The 15,909-nt window shown below is 52.0% G+C and carries 13 protein-coding genes; 5 read left to right on the forward strand and 8 right to left on the reverse strand.

Annotated features, from left to right (window positions below):
- Positions 1-154 precede the first annotated feature (154 nt).
- The 4 genes from WG891_RS15155 to yhjD form a co-directional block, all read right to left on the reverse strand.
- Positions 155-1,087 carry a sugar kinase gene (locus WG891_RS15155; RefSeq protein ID WP_337263596.1) on the reverse strand — a complete coding sequence of 311 codons (933 nt, stop codon included), beginning with the start codon at positions 1,085-1,087 and terminating at the stop codon, positions 155-157.
- A gap of 161 nt (positions 1,088-1,248) precedes the next feature.
- Positions 1,249-1,452 carry a 4-oxalocrotonate tautomerase family protein gene (locus tag WG891_RS15160; protein ID WP_337263595.1) on the reverse strand — a complete coding sequence of 68 codons (204 nt, stop codon included), beginning with the start codon at positions 1,450-1,452 and terminating at the stop codon, positions 1,249-1,251.
- Positions 1,453-1,566: 114 nt separating this feature from the next.
- Positions 1,567-2,889 carry an MFS transporter gene (locus WG891_RS15165; protein ID WP_337263594.1) on the reverse strand — a complete coding sequence of 441 codons (1,323 nt, stop codon included), beginning with the start codon at positions 2,887-2,889 and terminating at the stop codon, positions 1,567-1,569.
- Between the two features lie 331 nt (positions 2,890-3,220).
- Positions 3,221-4,162, reverse strand: a complete 942-nt coding sequence (gene yhjD, locus WG891_RS15170; protein WP_337263593.1) for an inner membrane protein YhjD — start codon at positions 4,160-4,162, stop codon at positions 3,221-3,223.
- Between the two features lie 294 nt (positions 4,163-4,456).
- On the opposite strand from yhjD, the gene WG891_RS15175 reads away from it, so the two are divergent.
- The gene (locus WG891_RS15175; RefSeq protein ID WP_337263592.1) at positions 4,457-5,323 is read left to right on the forward strand and encodes a crotonase/enoyl-CoA hydratase family protein; all 867 of its coding nucleotides are present in this window, start codon (positions 4,457-4,459) and stop codon (positions 5,321-5,323) included.
- Between the two features lie 6 nt (positions 5,324-5,329).
- On the opposite strand, the gene pdeR is transcribed toward WG891_RS15175, so the two are convergent.
- On the reverse strand, positions 5,330-7,333 hold the full coding sequence (pdeR, locus tag WG891_RS15180) for a cyclic di-GMP phosphodiesterase (RefSeq protein WP_337263591.1): 2,004 nt from the start codon (positions 7,331-7,333) through the stop codon (positions 5,330-5,332).
- A 515-nt stretch (positions 7,334-7,848) separates the two neighbouring features.
- Between pdeR and spy the strand changes: the two genes are divergently transcribed.
- The gene (gene spy, locus WG891_RS15185; protein ID WP_337263590.1) at positions 7,849-8,334 is read left to right on the forward strand and encodes an ATP-independent periplasmic protein-refolding chaperone Spy; all 486 of its coding nucleotides are present in this window, start codon (positions 7,849-7,851) and stop codon (positions 8,332-8,334) included.
- 102 nt (positions 8,335-8,436) lie between these two features.
- Here spy and WG891_RS15190 read toward each other — a convergent pair whose 3' ends face one another.
- Positions 8,437-9,657 carry a Tm-1-like ATP-binding domain-containing protein gene (locus tag WG891_RS15190; protein ID WP_337263589.1) on the reverse strand — a complete coding sequence of 407 codons (1,221 nt, stop codon included), beginning with the start codon at positions 9,655-9,657 and terminating at the stop codon, positions 8,437-8,439.
- Between the two features lie 384 nt (positions 9,658-10,041).
- Between WG891_RS15190 and WG891_RS15195 the strand changes: the two genes are divergently transcribed.
- Together WG891_RS15195 and WG891_RS15200 are read left to right on the forward strand one after the other, a co-directional pair.
- Positions 10,042-10,581: a TetR/AcrR family transcriptional regulator gene (locus tag WG891_RS15195; protein WP_337263610.1), complete on the forward strand. Its 540-nt coding sequence runs from the start codon at positions 10,042-10,044 to the stop codon at positions 10,579-10,581.
- A 376-nt stretch (positions 10,582-10,957) separates the two neighbouring features.
- Positions 10,958-11,809, forward strand: a complete 852-nt coding sequence (locus tag WG891_RS15200) for a helix-turn-helix domain-containing protein (protein WP_337263588.1) — start codon at positions 10,958-10,960, stop codon at positions 11,807-11,809.
- On the opposite strand, the gene WG891_RS15205 is transcribed toward WG891_RS15200, so the two are convergent.
- Both WG891_RS15205 and WG891_RS15210 read right to left on the reverse strand, forming a co-directional pair.
- Positions 11,799-13,583, reverse strand: coding sequence for an ATP-binding response regulator (locus WG891_RS15205; RefSeq protein ID WP_337263587.1), 1,785 nt, complete (start codon positions 13,581-13,583; stop codon positions 11,799-11,801). The two genes, WG891_RS15200 and WG891_RS15205, sit on opposite strands and share 11 nt — an antisense overlap.
- The gene (locus WG891_RS15210) at positions 13,580-14,074 is read right to left on the reverse strand and encodes a molybdopterin-dependent oxidoreductase (RefSeq protein ID WP_337263586.1); all 495 of its coding nucleotides are present in this window, start codon (positions 14,072-14,074) and stop codon (positions 13,580-13,582) included. Before WG891_RS15210 ends, WG891_RS15205 begins: the two co-directional genes overlap by 4 nt.
- 262 nt (positions 14,075-14,336) lie before the next feature.
- Between WG891_RS15210 and WG891_RS15215 the strand changes: the two genes are divergently transcribed.
- Positions 14,337-15,902 (forward strand): PTS transporter subunit EIIC, encoded by a 1,566-nt coding sequence (locus WG891_RS15215; protein ID WP_337263585.1) that lies wholly within the window; start codon positions 14,337-14,339, stop codon positions 15,900-15,902.
- Positions 15,903-15,909 lie beyond the last annotated feature (7 nt).

Below are 15,909 nucleotides of genomic sequence, written 5' to 3' on the forward strand. Positions count from 1 at the left end.
ACCCCAGTCACTTACTAAGAGTAAGCTCCTAGGGATGAGATAGTTTGGTGCCTAGCTGCAACTTGAAATCCATAGGGTATTAAGATTGGTTTTCGAGTCCAATAAAAAGGCCAGCATTGTCGCTGGCCTTTTGGCGTTCTAGCGGGTAGAGAAATTACTGCGGCATGGCGTCACGCGGGATGATGGCACCACGGTACTGAATCACCGTGCTGGCGGTCAGGTGGCCACGCTGTGCGGCGCTCACCGCGTCGCCGCCGGTCAGGCGAATTGCCAGATAACCGGCGCTGAATGAGTCACCGGCGGCGGTGGTATCAATCACTTTCTCTTTCGGCAGTTTCACCGCTGGCACGTCATAAGTTTGCCCGTCTGCGCTGAATACCAGACAGGAATCCGCGCCACGCTTGATCACAATCTCACCCACGCCAAAATCACGCGTGCGGCTCACCACCTGCTCAACCGGCAGTTGGCCCCACAGTAAATCTTCATCGTCCAACGTCAGGAAAGCAATGTCGGTGCAGGACAGGATATCGCGGTAGGCCTGCTGGGTTTCGTCTTTGCTTTGCCACAGGCGCGGCCGGTAGTTGTTGTCAAAGATCACTTTGCCACCGTTGGCCCGGCACTGGCGCAGCAAGGTCAGCAGTTTTGCCCGGCTGGCAGGGGGGAGGATCGCCACGCTGATGCCGCTGAGATACAGATAGTCAAACTGTGCCAGTTGCGCACACAGGCCTTCCGCCTGCGGGCCATCCAGCCAGTAGCGGGCGGCGGCGTCGTTACGCCAGTAATAGAAGGTGCGCTCACCGGTGCTGTCGGTTTCGATCACATACAGCCCCGGCAGCTTGTTTTCCAATTGCTGAATCAGATCGGTTTTCACCTGCTCCTGCTGCCAGGCGTGCAGCATCTCCCGGCTGAAACTGTCGGTGCCGAGTGCGGTAACGTAGTGCACGTTCAGCGCCTGCTGTGGAACCTGGCGGGCGATGTAAACGGCGGTATTAAGCGTGTCGCCACCGAATCCGCGGCTGAGATCGGCGCCTTTCTGCGACAGTTCGATCATGCATTCGCCGATCACGGCGAGATTTTTGCTGTTCATGATAATCCCTGACTGAAGAATGAGTCTGATTGATGTGAGAGTGACGTTTAGTCTCAACGCAAGGGCGGGGGGAGTCAATAAAAATAAAACGGTGTTTTAATTATTTTATGATCGCGATCGGGAAACACTACGTTTCCCGTTGTCCATGAGGGCCAGGAGGATTATTTAGCGGCTGCGCGCAGGTCTGTTACGCTCTTGCCACCGATCCCCCAGTTATCGGTATCCACTTCTTCAATCACCACCACGGTGGTGGCTGGGTTTTTACCTAGCGTATCGACCAGCAGCTGGGTGACGCCGGCAATGAGCTGTTTTTTCTGCTCCGCAGTCGCGCCTTCACGGGTAATTTTGATATTGACGTAGGGCATCTCTCTTCCTCTGTTTAGTGGCTAAGGTCAGCAGCGATAATAGCTAACTCTGGCGGCGATATGCTGACGAAGAGGAAATAAAAACGGCCTCTGCAGGCAGAGGCCGTGGAAGGGTTACAACGACTGGTGCCGGGTTTCTTTCATCAGCAACAGTGCGATCAGCGTCAGGCTGGCCATCGCTGCCAGATACAGGCCAACGTAGAACAGCCCATAATGGGTTGCCAGCCAGGTGGCGATATAGGGCGCGACAGAAGCCCCCAGGATCGAAGCCACGTTATATGAAAAAGAGGCTCCGGTATAACGCACTTCGGTCGGGAATAATTCCGGTAGCAAGGCTCCCATCGGGCCGAAGGTCAGGCCCATGATGCTCAGGCCGCACAGCAGGAAGGCCATCACCAGCACCTGATTACCGGAACCCAACATGCTTGGGAACACGAAGGCAAAGGCGATCATCAGCAGGGTGATCACAATCATGGTTTTGCGCCGGCCAAAGGCGTCGGCCAGCAGGCCGGCGATCGGCACCATCACACCAAAGCCGATCACCGCAACCATCAGCATCCACAGGAAGCTGTTGCGCGAATACCCTAGCCCCAGCGGCTCTGCTGCCGTGCCGTAAGTCATGGAATAGACGGTCATCAGATAGAACAGCGTATAGGTGGCCAGCATGATAAAGGTGCCGAGGATGGTGGCCTTCAGGTGTTTGCTCAGCAAGGTGCCGAGTGGGATTTTCACCTGTTTACCGGCTTTGGCTACTTTGGCAAAGATTGGGGTTTCGTTCAGCGAGACGCGCACGTACAGGCCAATCAGCACCAACGCCGCCGACAGGATAAACGGCACGCGCCAGCCCCAGGTCATGAACTGCTGGTCGGTCAGCAGCCAGGAAAGCAACAGGAACGTGCCGTTGGCGAAGAAGAAACCGATAGGCGCGCCTAGCTGCGGGAAGGAGCCGTACAGAGCCCGTTTGTGCGCGGGCGCATTCTCGGTGGCCAGCAAGGCAGCACCGCCCCATTCGCCCCCTAACCCCAGCCCTTGACCAAAACGCGCCAGCGCCAGCAGGATCGGTGCAAAGATGCCGATGGTTTCATAGCTTGGCAGCAGGCCGATCAGCACGGTAGAAATCCCCATGGTCAACAGCGAGGCAACCAGCGTCACCTTGCGCCCGATACGGTCACCGAAGTGGCCGAAGAGGGCGGAACCGATCGGCCGGGCAATAAAGGCAATAGCGAAGGTCGCCAGTGATTGCAGCGTTGCTGCGGCCGGATCGCCCTGCGGGAAGAAGATATGCGGGAACACAATCACGGCGGCGGTGGCATAAATATAGAAATCAAAGAACTCGATGGCAGTACCGACCAGCGAGGCGACGATGACTTTTCCCCGGGAATTAACCGGCGTGGACGTTTCTTCGGCGTCCAGAGTTGTTGCGATGGAGGCTTGCATGGCAGTTTCGTATATTTTGGATTTGTAAAAATCCATTTTAGTGACAGCAAAATACCTTTTCAATGGTGCAACTTTGTACAATTCGGTGAATAACCTGTTAAAAAGACTAATGTTTTAATGTGGTGGTTTTATTTGGGGTTAAACGCGGGTAAATAATGAATATGCAGATATAACGGCTGTGAAATGGGAAAAGAAAAGTTGTGGGGTAGTGGGTTGTGCTGGTTTTTGCCACCTGACTGGTTTGTTATTGAAATGATGCACTGATTTTCACCTGTTATATCAGGATAAAAAACCAGTTATGACTTTTGTGCTGGCATGAATGCTTCGCTTATTACCGTGGCTTATCCTCGTTGTACTGTGCCGTGGCGATCCAGGCAGCGCAAAACAGCGTCAGGCGGGCAAAGAAGTAGAAGAATGCCATCAAGCCAATGACTGAGCCAAAGGCCGCACCGGAAGGGGAGCGCGCCACCTGTGGCAATGTCATGGTCATCACAAACTTAATCACTTCAAAACCGATGGCCGCAAGCAACGTACCACGCAGCAGAGCCTTTTTCTGCGGCTTATGGCGCGGCAGCATCCAGAAGATCCACAGAAACAGCAGATAATTGGCAAAGATGGAAATAGACAGCGCAATCAGCGTCATGGCCGGCCGTAGCCATTCGATACCGTCCAACCCAAGCGCATGCACAATAGCGGCCTGAGCGGAACCGGCGATCGAGGTCAGTGAGAGCGTCACAATCAGTGCCACCACCAGGCCGGTAAGGGAAATAAAGTCGCGGGTGTATCTGAAATAAATCTTCTCCCGATCCTGCGGGTTACGCTCCCACACATCGCGCGACTGGGCGCGGATCGCCTCTCGCAGATTCCCCATCCAACTGAGCCCGGAATACAGCGCCAATGCCAAGCCGGTGAGGCCAACGGTGGTGCGTTGCTGGATCGCCGTATTTACGGTGTTTTTCAGCGTAGTGGCGAGCGTAGGGTCGCTGATGCTATTGACGATTTTGCCGATCAGTTCAGCCAGCAGATCCGGATTGGAGGCCAGCACAAAGCCCACGGCGGCGAACGAGACCATCAGGATCGGAATCAGGGAAAGAAAGGAAAAATAGGTAATGGCGGCGCCAAACTGGCTGCCCAGCCGATCGTTGAAACGCTCGGTAGCTCGCAGCAGATGGGCGATGCTCGGCCAAGCCTTAACTCGCTCAAGCAAACGGGAAACGCCAAAGAGAGCGCGCTTGTGCGGCTGATGAGGTTTTTTATCCGATCTTGTAGGCATTACGTCACGATTCCTTAGCAAAATACAGCAGCCTCTACCTATCAGCCTGTTCAAGCCACAGAGGTCGTCGCAGGGATTATACCAAAATGAGCCTGCGATGGGGCCGCTATGCCTGCTTTGTGCCATTCACTGCACATAGGCTTTCTGCCGCATACCTTCAATTTTTATCTATTGACCCCCTAAGAAGGCGTTTACTCATCATAGGGTGCAGCGTTTTGACATCGTCTGCGCCTGTAGCAGCCGTAGGGGCTGAAACGGTTCTATCTCCCATCAATAGAAAAAATGGAAGGTCATATGAAATCATTCAACCACCCAAATTGTCGTCCGTTTCTTGAAGCGGGCAATCTGTCACAACTCTCTGCTTACTATGAGGAGGAACGACACATCATGTGGATGCTGCTGCGCGCTGAACCACGTCCTTGCTTCAATCATGCCCTGATTGAAGACATCATGACGCTGGCGCAGGCGGCAAAAGAGTCGACGCTGCGGTTTGACTTTTGGGTGACCGGTTCGCTGGTTCCCAACATGTTCAACGTCGGTGGGGATTTGAACTTTTTTGCCGAAGCGATCAAAAACCGCAAACGTGAATCGATGATGGCTTATGCACGCGCCTGTATTGACTGCGTGCACGCGGCCGCTCGTGGTTTTGATGTTGGCGCCGTGAGTATCGCCATGGTGGAAGGTAGCGCGCTGGGAGGCGGTTTTGAGGCTGCACTGGCGCATCATTTTGTGCTGGCACAGAACAATGCGCGGATGGGCTTTCCGGAGATTGCCTTCAACCTGTTCCCTGGGATGGGGGGATATTCGCTGGTGGCACGTAAGGCCGGTATGAAGCTGGCGGAGGAGCTGATCTGGACCGGTGAATCCCACACGGCCGAATGGTTTGAAAGCCGTGGGCTGGTGGATCACCTATTCCAACCGGATGATGGCTATATGGCGACCCGTACCTTTATCGATACCATTCGGCCTAAGCTGAACGGTATGCGCGCCATGCTGCGTGCCCGTCAACGGGTATTGCAGCTGACGCGCTCGGAGCTGATGGATATTACCGAGGACTGGGTGCAGGCAGCCTTTACTATTGAGGCGAAAGATATTGCCTATATTGAACGTCTGGTGATGCTGCAGGATCGACATGCACAGAACCTGCTGCGTGCCGGGTAATTAACGCTAGCCCGCATCCTTTTGCTGAGGGTGCGGGCTATATGCTTTCAGCCATTGCTCAAGCTCTTCCGGCAGCATGGGCTGTGCAAACAGGAAGCCCTGTTTTTCGTCAACCCCGACGCAGTCGAGAAACTGGTTTTCGCTTTCCGTTTCAACCCCTTCGGCAATCACCCGGAACTGCAGCGCTTCGGCCGTGGCGACGATCGCCCGTATCAATGATTGCGATACTGGCGCGAGATTCACGCCGCGCACAAAGCTTTTATCCAGCTTGATCGCATCAAGCGGAATACGCGCTAACTGCGCCAGTGAGGAGTAACCGGTGCCGAAATCGTCCAGGTGCACCTGCGCCCCGAGCGATCGCAAGCGGCCAATCACCTCGTGCGCCCGGTTTTCATCTTCAATCAGGCTGCTTTCTGTCAATTCGAAATCCAACGTGCACGGCGAGAGCTGGTTTTCTTTCAGCACCCGGACCAGATCGTCAACCACGCTGTCGTCTACCAGTTGCCGCGGCGAGAGGTTCACCGCAACCCGCAGGTTTAACCCCTGCTGCTGCCATTTTGCCGCCTGTTTGGCGGCGGTTTGCAACACCCAGCGGCCAAGCGGCGCGATGAGCCCGGATTCTTCGGCGTAGGAGATAAACTGCATCGGCGGGATCAGCCCGCGCTCCGGTGAGTCCCAACGGACCAAAGACTCGACGCTGCGCACCTCACCGGTGCCAGTGGCGACCTTCGGCTGGTAATACACCACTAACTGGTTCTGCTCCAACCCTTTGCGCAGATTGGTATCCAGCCACATATATTCTGCCACGCGCCGGTTCATCTCCGGTGAGAACACGGTAAAGGTACGTTTGCCATTCTCTTTGGCGACATACATGGCGGTATCCGCGCTGCGGATCAGGCTGTCGAGATCTGCACCGTGTTCCGGGCACAGGGCAATGCCGATTGAGCAACCGGTATATACCTCAATCAGGCCGATACGGAACGGTATTTTCAGGCGATCGATAATGCGCTGCGAGAGTTCCTGCAGCGAGGTGCTGTCGGCCTTACGCACCAACACCAGAAACTCATCGCCTCCTAAGCGGGCCAGTATTTCCTCTTGCTTCAGGCAGCCGAGAATAGCGCGTGAAACCTCGACCAGCAGGCGATCGCCAAACATATGGCCATAGGCATCGTTCACTTTCTTGAAGTTGTCGAGATCGAGGTACACCAGGCCGACGCTGTTGTCGCCGCGCTCGTTGATCGCCTGGCTGACGTAGTCCTGGATGGCGTTGCGGTTTGGCAAACCGGTGATGGTATCGGTGTTGGCCAGCACCCGCAGGCGTTCCTGGGCCCGGCGCTCTTCGGTAATGTCGGTGCCGGAGCAAATCAGGAAGACCTCTTTCTTGCCACTGCCGCTGTGCACGAATTTATTGCGGAACAGGAATAAGCGCTCGCCTTTGACCGTTTTTATCCAGCGCTCCACCTCGTAAGAGGAACCGTTGCGAAAGAAACCGGCAATATTACGGCGTGAGGCGCTGGCTTCTTCCGGGCTCATAAACATCTGAAAGACGTTTTTACCGATCACATCCTGCTCCTGCAGGCCGGTATACTCTTCGCTCAGGCGATTAAAACGCTGAATACGGCCATGCTGATCGACAATCACGATCACGGAATTGGCTTCTGAAACCACCTGTTCGGCAAACGACAGGCCATGCACCAGATCGCGTGCAACGGCTTGAGTATCGGTATAAGCGGAGGCGGTGCCGGCCCATTCGTGCTTGTTGACGCGGCGACCAACCAGATGGAGGTGAATGGGTTGGCCGCTGAGATGAATGGTGATATCAAGACTGGCGGTGATCCCGCTCAAGCGGCGGATTTTTGCCGCCTGCATATCGCTGAGTGCCACGGCGATATGCGCTTTGCCTTTAACTGCGGTCAGTTCCAAGGCATTGCTGTCAAACGCCAGATGCCAATAGGGGCTGCTGGTGCCAAAATGGGCGTTAAGTAGCATTGGGCCTTGATCTTCGAGCATTATCATTCCTCTAAAAGCGGAGCAACCGGGCGTTTTCGACGGGTGAATCGGTTGACCTCCGTCCCGGTAATGCGGGTATATCCCATCAAGTAAAACGCCTTTTGCGAGTCATCGGGTGACAGTGGAACAATTATAGAGGCAATTTTCGCTTTGATAGGGCCACTTTCACGTGAGTGATGTCTGCTATAGAGTGTAAAAGAGAACCGCAAACTGCGCGAAAATCTGTTTCTTTCCACCTTGTTGAACCAGAGATGCCACAGGGAAGTAATTTATGCCAAAAGCCGTTATGGGCATAAATAACGTGGATCCTTTTTCTGGCGCAACGCAAATTGCCGCATCACTGACGCCTTCTTCATAATTTATTCATAATTGGCGAATAAAGCTATTTAAGGTTTTAAAAAGTTTACACACCATCGCGTTACTCTATATTCATCAGCATACTATTATTTCCGACGACACTATGAGCCTGTTAACGTACAGCGCTCCTGATGAAGAGTAATTTTAAGGAAATGATTATGCGTAAACTGACGGCTTTATTTGTTGCTTCTACTTTAGCGTTGGGTTCAGCAGCGACGGCATTTGCTGCCGATACCACTGCCGCACCTGCTGCTGCACCAATGAAAATGATGCACCACAATGGCGCTGGTAAAGGTGGCCCGTTTGCTGGTTTGGAACTGACGGAACAACAGCGCCAGCAAATGCGCGACATTATGAAAGAATCGCGTCAGGATCGTGGCCCAGGGGCGAAAGACGAGCGCCAAGCATTACATAATCTGGTGGCTTCAGACAACTTTGATGAGGCCAAAGCCAAGGCGCAAATTGATGCGATCGCTAAAGTACAATCTGAACATATGCTGGCGCGCGCCAAAGCGGAAAATAAAATGTATAACCTGCTGACCCCAGAGCAGAAGAAACAGTACAATGAGAATTATCTTAGTCGTGAGCGAAAAATGATGGAACATATGAATAAGATGAAGGAAAAGCAACCTGCTGCACAGTGATTGAGATTATCCTTAATAAAAAGGGCCGGATTAATTATCCGGCCCTTTTTATTTCGCTTTCCATTTAACATGGATTTCCCTGGTGAGGCGTGCGAATTATCATTATTCAACTCTAGGAGAGATAGCGTGAAATTGTTCAATAACCACCTTAGCAAACAGCGGATCGTTGATGTGGTATGGTGTTTTAACCAGCAAGCGTTTGTCGGTCTGCTTCAGCGTTGATTCGAGCGACTGAGCAAACGCGTTCAGCGCCGCCGGATCCCAGAACGGTTGCCCTGGCGCATCCAGCGCAGACACTCCACCTGCTGGCAAGACGAAGCGTATGTTACCTTCGCAGGCATTCAGTTTTTCACCAATCCAACGGCCCATATGGGTATTTTCTTCTACCGTCGTGCGCATCAATGTCACCTGGGTATTGTGATTATAGAAATGCCGATCGGCATAGCGCGCAGGAATGGTTCGCGGATGACCAAAGTTGATCATATCCAATGCGCCGCAAGACATCACACAAGGGATACCGGTACGGGCAATGGCACCAAAACGATCTTCGTTACAGGCTAAAACCCCATCGAACAGATAATCACAGACTTCAGTGGTGGTCAGATCCAATACCGCGTTGAGCAAATGGCTGTCGATCAGTTTTTCCATTGCCCGGCCGCCGCTGCCGGTGGCATGGAACACCAGGCAGTCCCACTCGGCTTCGATCGCACGGGTGATGGTTTTGATGCAGGGCGTGGTGACGCCAAACATGGTCAAACCGGTTGCGGGCTTGCTGTCGGCGTCATCATCCACATGAAAACGTATCGCCCCGGCAATCTGATTGGCGGCATTGCTTAATACCTTGCGCGAAATCCGATTTAGCCCGGCGATGTCGGTCACTGAATAGAGCATGGCGATGTCGCTGGCCCCGACATACCCGGAAACATCACCTGCCGCCATACTGGAAACCATTAATTTTGGTAAGCCAATCGGCAACTGCTGCATTGCCGGTGTGATGATTGCCGTCCCGCCCGAACCACCCAAACCGAGCAGGGCGGCGATGTCGTTGCGTGTCAGCATAAAACGCTCGAAGGCGACCGCCATGGCTGCAATTGCCTGACCACGGTTACGGCAAAAAACAGCCTGTGCGCCTTCGGGATGGTAGCGGGCGATTTCCAATGCAGACACATCAGTCTGATAAGGTGAAGGCGTTCCTGAAGTGGAAAGATCAAGCGTTCTTGGGGGTAAACCGAGATTGGCGATCAGATTGCGAACATACTCCAACTCTTGTCCTTTGGTATCTGCTGTGGTAGCAATATAGACAAAAGCCGGGGTGTTTCTCATCGTCTGTTCCTGAAAAAGGTTCGGACAGATGTCCGAACAGTTTGATTATAAATATAATTATTATTTTAAGTTTGGGACCCTGGTGTTGGACAATAAGATACAGCCGATTATTTTGTAGACATAATGAGACTGCAGTATCATTTATGCAAGCATTAATTAGCTGATAATGGGAATTAGATCTCATTCTTGGCTGTTTTGGCTTGGTTTTTGCGCTGCCGATGGACCAGGATCCTACCGGTTACGTTTTTTATCGTATCTGCTCCGGGGCTGGATGATACGAGGAAGTTCGAGGTTGACGTGCCAATAACCGCATTCCCCGCGCCGCGGGATGAATCTCTGACGCATACTCGGGCCAAAACCCGTCATTTGCTGCTCACCAGCGCTATGGAGCTCTATGATGGCGGAGCTTTCCCTTCAATCACTGAACTGGCTGCACATGCGCAGGTTTCTCGTGCCACTGCCTATCGCTATTTTCCTACCCAGAGCGCGTTAATCGCCGCGGTGGTGGCGGAAAGCCTGGGGCCAATTCTTGAATGGCAGCCGCAGGATAATGACGCGCTGAAGCGCATTCAGCAATTGCTGGCGTTTGCCTATCCGCAGATGGAGCGGCATGAAGGGGCGTTGTGTGCGGCCTTGCAACTGTCGTTGCAGCAATGGGCTCATGCAACACCGGGCGAAAAATTTGTGCGAGGTAACCGTAAGCGTTTATTGAAGCTGGCGGTGGAGCCCCTACAGCACAAGTTGTCATCTGAAGCCCTGCAGCGAGTGGTTCATGCTTTTTCACTGATTTATGGTTCAGAAGTTTTTTTAGTGCTGAAAGATATCTGGGGGTTAGAACTCAACGATATTCAGAATGTTACCCAATGGATGGCGAAAGCCATCATCCGCCAGGCTGAAGAAGACGCGATAAGCGCGGGCAAATAGCCCACCACCACAGCTACCCCAGCTTGAAAACCCCAAAATAAAAAACCGGAACCCTTGCGGGGACCGGTTCAATGGTGGGTAAAACGGCTAGCACGATGGCTAAACTTCACACGGTTTGCAGAACATCCTGATGCATACTGTTCTCAGGAACGTCGACCGGTTTAAAATTTCCCTGGTGTCGTTATGGTTATTATTACTAGATAGGTCTAGTATCGTTTTTATAATATGTCGCTTCTAATACCATGTTTGACTATAAAAGATGGCATGTCAAGCAAGCTTTTAGTTTGAGATTGCATAACATGCGAGTTTTCGATAACGTTTCTACACAGAGAGCATCAAAGCGACTGATAAATCAGTGAAAAAATCGAAGGATAAAATGTATAACAATCATCAAAAATTCGATTCGCAGTCGATTGCAGGCAAAGTCAGGGAACTCTTTCTACACCATGGGATTGGTAAGCGTCAGCATGCCAAAGAGCTCAGCCGCATTCTGGATCTGAGTTTTTCACACGCTCATCGTAAGCTGAAGGGGCAAAGCCCGTGGACTCTGGAGCAAATCAGCCGGGTTGCCGTGGCGTTGGGCGAAAAACCGGCGGCAATTATTGATCTCCTTCCAGAAAGTGATGCACTTGCGCAAACTATGGCGCAGGATGCCATCTTTTGGGTTGCGGGTGTTGAGCTTCCTTGCGTTGGCTATATCGGTGACGAGTTAACGGGGGGCCGGTCGGCGGAATTTGTTGCCCAGCAGCAAGAAGGGCAATGGAGTATCTACCGTGCCGATGAGGCACCCGCGGGCCAGTGTTTTTGCGTCGAGCTGATCGAAATCCGGCCAAGCAGCGTTGAGGATGAGCGCCTGAGCATCGCGGTGTTGGATGATGCACACCAGGTGGCAGATGAGCTCACCAAATATCTCAATACGCAGGGTTTCAGCGCCGTTGCTTTCTACGACGTGGCCAGTTTCTGCCAGGCGCTGATCAAAAGCCCGTTCGATGGCTATGTGGTGGATTGGTTGATCGGCCAGGAAACGGCGCAAAAATGTATTGAAACCATTCGCACTTCAGATCATCCCGATGCGCCGGTATTGGTATTGACCGGGCAACTGGGCACCAATCTGCGAGAGTCGGAAATTGCCCAGGCGATGCGCGATTACGACGTGCTCGGCCCTTACGAAAAACCGGTACGGCTCCATGTGATCGAAGCCGCACTGCAGCGTTGTTTTAATCTTTAACGGCAAACAGCTTTGCCAGCGAAGCAGAGAGCATACTCATGCGCACCGGCTTCATCAGGTAGTCATCAAACATGGCGCGCTGGTCGGCCGACAGTAATTCAGGCGTGTAGGCGCTGATACCGATAATGGGAATGTTGCGGTTTGGGCCACGCTGGCTGCGCAACTGTTTTGCTACCGTCGTGCCATCAATCTCCGGCATTTGCAGATCGAGCAGCAAGGCGTCATAAGGGCGCCGCAGCAGTTTTTGCAATGCCCGTTCCGATGAATCACACAATTCATACCGATACCCCAGCTTGTCGAGCAGTGTGACAAAGGCGTGGCCGGCAGCCGGGTTATCATCCACCACCAGAATCTGCTGCTCTTTTTTCAATGCCGAGGTTTCGGGCTGCAGAGACTCTTCAGGTAACGTTTCTGCGCTGACTTCCACGGGAATGCTGACGATAAAGGTGCTGCCTTTTTTCAGCTCACTGCGTACCTCAATCGTGCCTTTGAGTAATTCAACCAGGCCGTGAACGATCGCCAGCCCCATACCCACGCCGCTGTATCGGCGGGTATGTGACTGATCCAACTGAGTGAATGGCTCAAAAATCTGTGGCAGCATCGCCTCTTCAATACCTATCCCGGTATCTGTGACCTCGATCAGCAGCGAGGTGCCCTGTGGTTGCTCACGCAGGCAACTGCGTAAGGTAATCGTACCCTTCTCGGTATATTTAAAGGCATTGGTCAACAGGTTGGTGAGAATTTGCCGGATCCGCAGCGGATCGGAGCAGATCAACGGTATATTGAGGCCCAACTCGCAGATTAAGCTGATGTGTTTCTTGTGCGACAGCAGAACAATTTCGTCGGCAGTTTCTTCGATCAGCTTGCGGGCGTTAAACGGCACGATGCGCAGGACCATCATGCCGCTATCCAGATGAGCATAATCGGTTAAATCTTTCATCTGGCTTTCAATTTGCTGTGCCGCGCTCTCCAGCCGCTGGAAGGTATCCCCATGTTCAGCCAGGAATTTCGTATTCACCAATACATCAATGGCAGACATGATGCTTTGTAGCGAAGTCCGTAATTCGTGGCCGATAGCGCCTAAGAAGGCATTTTTAGTGCGGGTGGCCTTTTCTGCCTCAATGGCCAGCGCCTGTTGCTGAATGGTCAAACGCTGTTGGCGCAAAACCAGCACAGTAATCACGATCAGAGCGATGACCGAAAATATGATCATCACCAGCCCATAAAAAATAATCCGGCGCTTCTCAATAAAATCTTCATAAGCGCCGCTGCGTTGTTTAACTTCCGCATGGTCTGTCAGGTTGGCGATTTCAACCGATAACGGCTTAAGCCGGGTTAAGGTCTGCGAAATCTGCTGAAAGTTAATATTCTGCTCGCCGATCAGGGCATCTAAATGATCCATCTGGCGGAGCATTTCTTTAATGACCTGCGGGTAGCCGGGCTCACGATACAAAGGCTGCGTGGATTCTGACACGGTTTCAAGCACATAAACGCGCGAGTACAAGATCTCGAATTTCAGCCTTAATTCCTCGGCGTTATGCTGGCTGGCACTTTTTTGTTGCTCAATAAAGGTTTCAAACTCGGCAAGTTTGATGGCAAATTTTGCGATCGACCACGAATAGTTTTCCTGCGTACCCGCAATGGCATACAACCCTTTTTGGGAGAGTATCGCGCTATAAGAATAAAGCGTAACCGCTGAGGCGACTAAAAACAGGGCTGCAAAAATGGCAGGAATCGCCAACTTACGGCCCTTCTTAAAGGGGAATAGCTTCATTTGATCACTATCCGATTGATTTGCCAGATAAAGCGCGAGTTATACAGCGGTGAGTTTAATTCATTGCCACCGGTATCTCGGGGATAAATGAGAAATAATGGCCCAAAATTTCTTATTTTCAGCAGGGTGCCCCCCATTTTATAGGCCAGGATCATGTGGTATTTATCAACATCGGTAATGGGGATATCGATGTAATAATCATTTAACGCGTGAAACGTCATCGTGGTGCCCTTGGCACCTACCGTGGTTAATAATTCAGCCAGCGCCACACCTTCAAATTTTTCCTGCGGGGTCCATGATGTGCTGGTGGTAATCGACTGTACCGGCATGGCAAATAGCTGCTGATCGGTGAAGATATAGCGATGATTTTCCTCATCAGTGAATTTGCTGATATTTCCTGTTATTTCCAGCGTAAAACTGAAGGCATAAGGTTGGCTGATAACCAGGGCAGCGAATGCCAATGTGATAACGTTGAGCAGGCGGGTGAACATCAGAGTATTCCAATCATCATGAATAAAGATTTCAGAGTGACGAATTTATCAGGCCGCTGGGTTATAGAGAACACCTTTAGGTTATAACGACGTTTCATCATGGCTCAATACTGAACGCTTGCAACACCAAACGTGGTCAATGTGACGCAGGTCAGCTTTTTACGGACAAAAGATGAGCTTTGAATCAGCCAGCATTTGGCCTTGATGGTGGAAGCCCCGACATAGTCTGATAGGGAGGTTAAGTAAACCAGGGGTCCAGATCATGACATCTCATTTTAAAAACGAAATACAGACATTCGGACGCTCCCTATTATTGCCTATTGCCGTTTTAGCACCGGTAGGGATGTTAATGGGGATCTGCAGCGCGCTTGGCCAGGCGTATATGATAGACAAGCTGCCATTTCTGGGTAATGCCTATTGCAAGGCGATCCTGTCTTCAGTCGGCTTAATCAGCAGCGTCGTCTTTCAGAATATCCCGTTACTGTTTGCCATGGGGGTTGCCTATGGTATGTCGAAGAAAGAAAAAGGCATTGCGGTGTTCGCCTCGGTGATCGCGTATCTGACTCTTCTGATCTCCATGCATGTGCATCTGAAGCTCATGGATCAATTGATTACAGATAATATGGCGTTGGTCGGGCAGGGCATGGTGCTGGGGATACACACGCTGAAAATAGAGGCGTTAGGGGGGATTATTGCCGGCTTGCTGGCTGCCAAAGTGACCGACAGGTTTTATCGGCTGCAACTCCCGCTGGCATTTGCCTTTTTCAGCGGTAAAAAATCGGTCGCCATCCTGTCAATCGCCTTTACCATTCCGATCGGCCTGCTGATCCCCTTTGTCTGGGACGTCTTTACCTACGGAATGAGGAGCATCTCCACCATCATGATGGCACCGAATATTGGTGCTGGGATCTACATGACCTTGAACCGCTTGCTGATCCCGTTTGGTTTACACCACGTGCTAAGTTCGACGGTGCGCTTTACCGAAGCTGGCGGCACCTATCTGATTGATGGCCAAACCTACGTAGGCATTCTGCCTGCCATGAACAAAATCCTGTTTGAGCTCGGGCCAAATCACCCGGCGTGGAATGAGTTTATGCCGACGCTGTCGAGCTATCTGGCCTCATCACAGATGTTGACCACCCTGTTCCGCGTTCCGGCTATCGGCCTGGCGATGTATCACATGGCCTATCTCAAGAACAAGAAATTTGCCAAGGGGATGATTCTGACCGTGGTGCTGACCGCGTTTCTTGGCAATATTACCGAACCGCTGGAATTCTCTTTCCTGTTTATTGCCCCCAAACTGTTTATTGTCTATGCGATATTGTGCGGCCTGTTAACCATTCCTCTGCAAATTCTGGAAGTGTCGATTGGCTATATTCGCGGGACGATCTTTGACTTCGGCATTTTCGGGCTGATGTACGAAAATACTCACTGGGTGAACCTGATTCTTCTGGGAATGGTTAACTTTGTGGTGTTCTATTTTGTCTTCCGCTATGCGATTGGCAAATTCGATATTAAAACCCCTGGCCGTGAAAATGAAATGGCGGATAGCGCCCTGCTGAATAATAAAGAGTACGACAAGGTAGCGCAGTTAGTGGTGGAAGGTTTAGGGGGCAGGAGCAATATCAAGCGGGTGGAAAACTGTGTATCACGGCTGCGTATCGATCTTGGCGATCAGAAGCTGCTGAATATGGAGTTGCTGAAAGAAGCGGGATCTTTGGGGACCTTTATTCCCTCCAGTAACCATATTCACGTCGTCTTTGGGCCACACGTCGAGTTTGTCCGCAATGCGGTAGACGATCACCTGGCCGGCACGACGCAACGTTAAGAGGAAA

Origin of the sequence: Serratia sp. MMO-28 (assembly GCF_037199905.1) — a bacterium.
GTDB classification, from domain to species: domain Bacteria; phylum Pseudomonadota; class Gammaproteobacteria; order Enterobacterales; family Enterobacteriaceae; genus Chania; species Chania oryzae.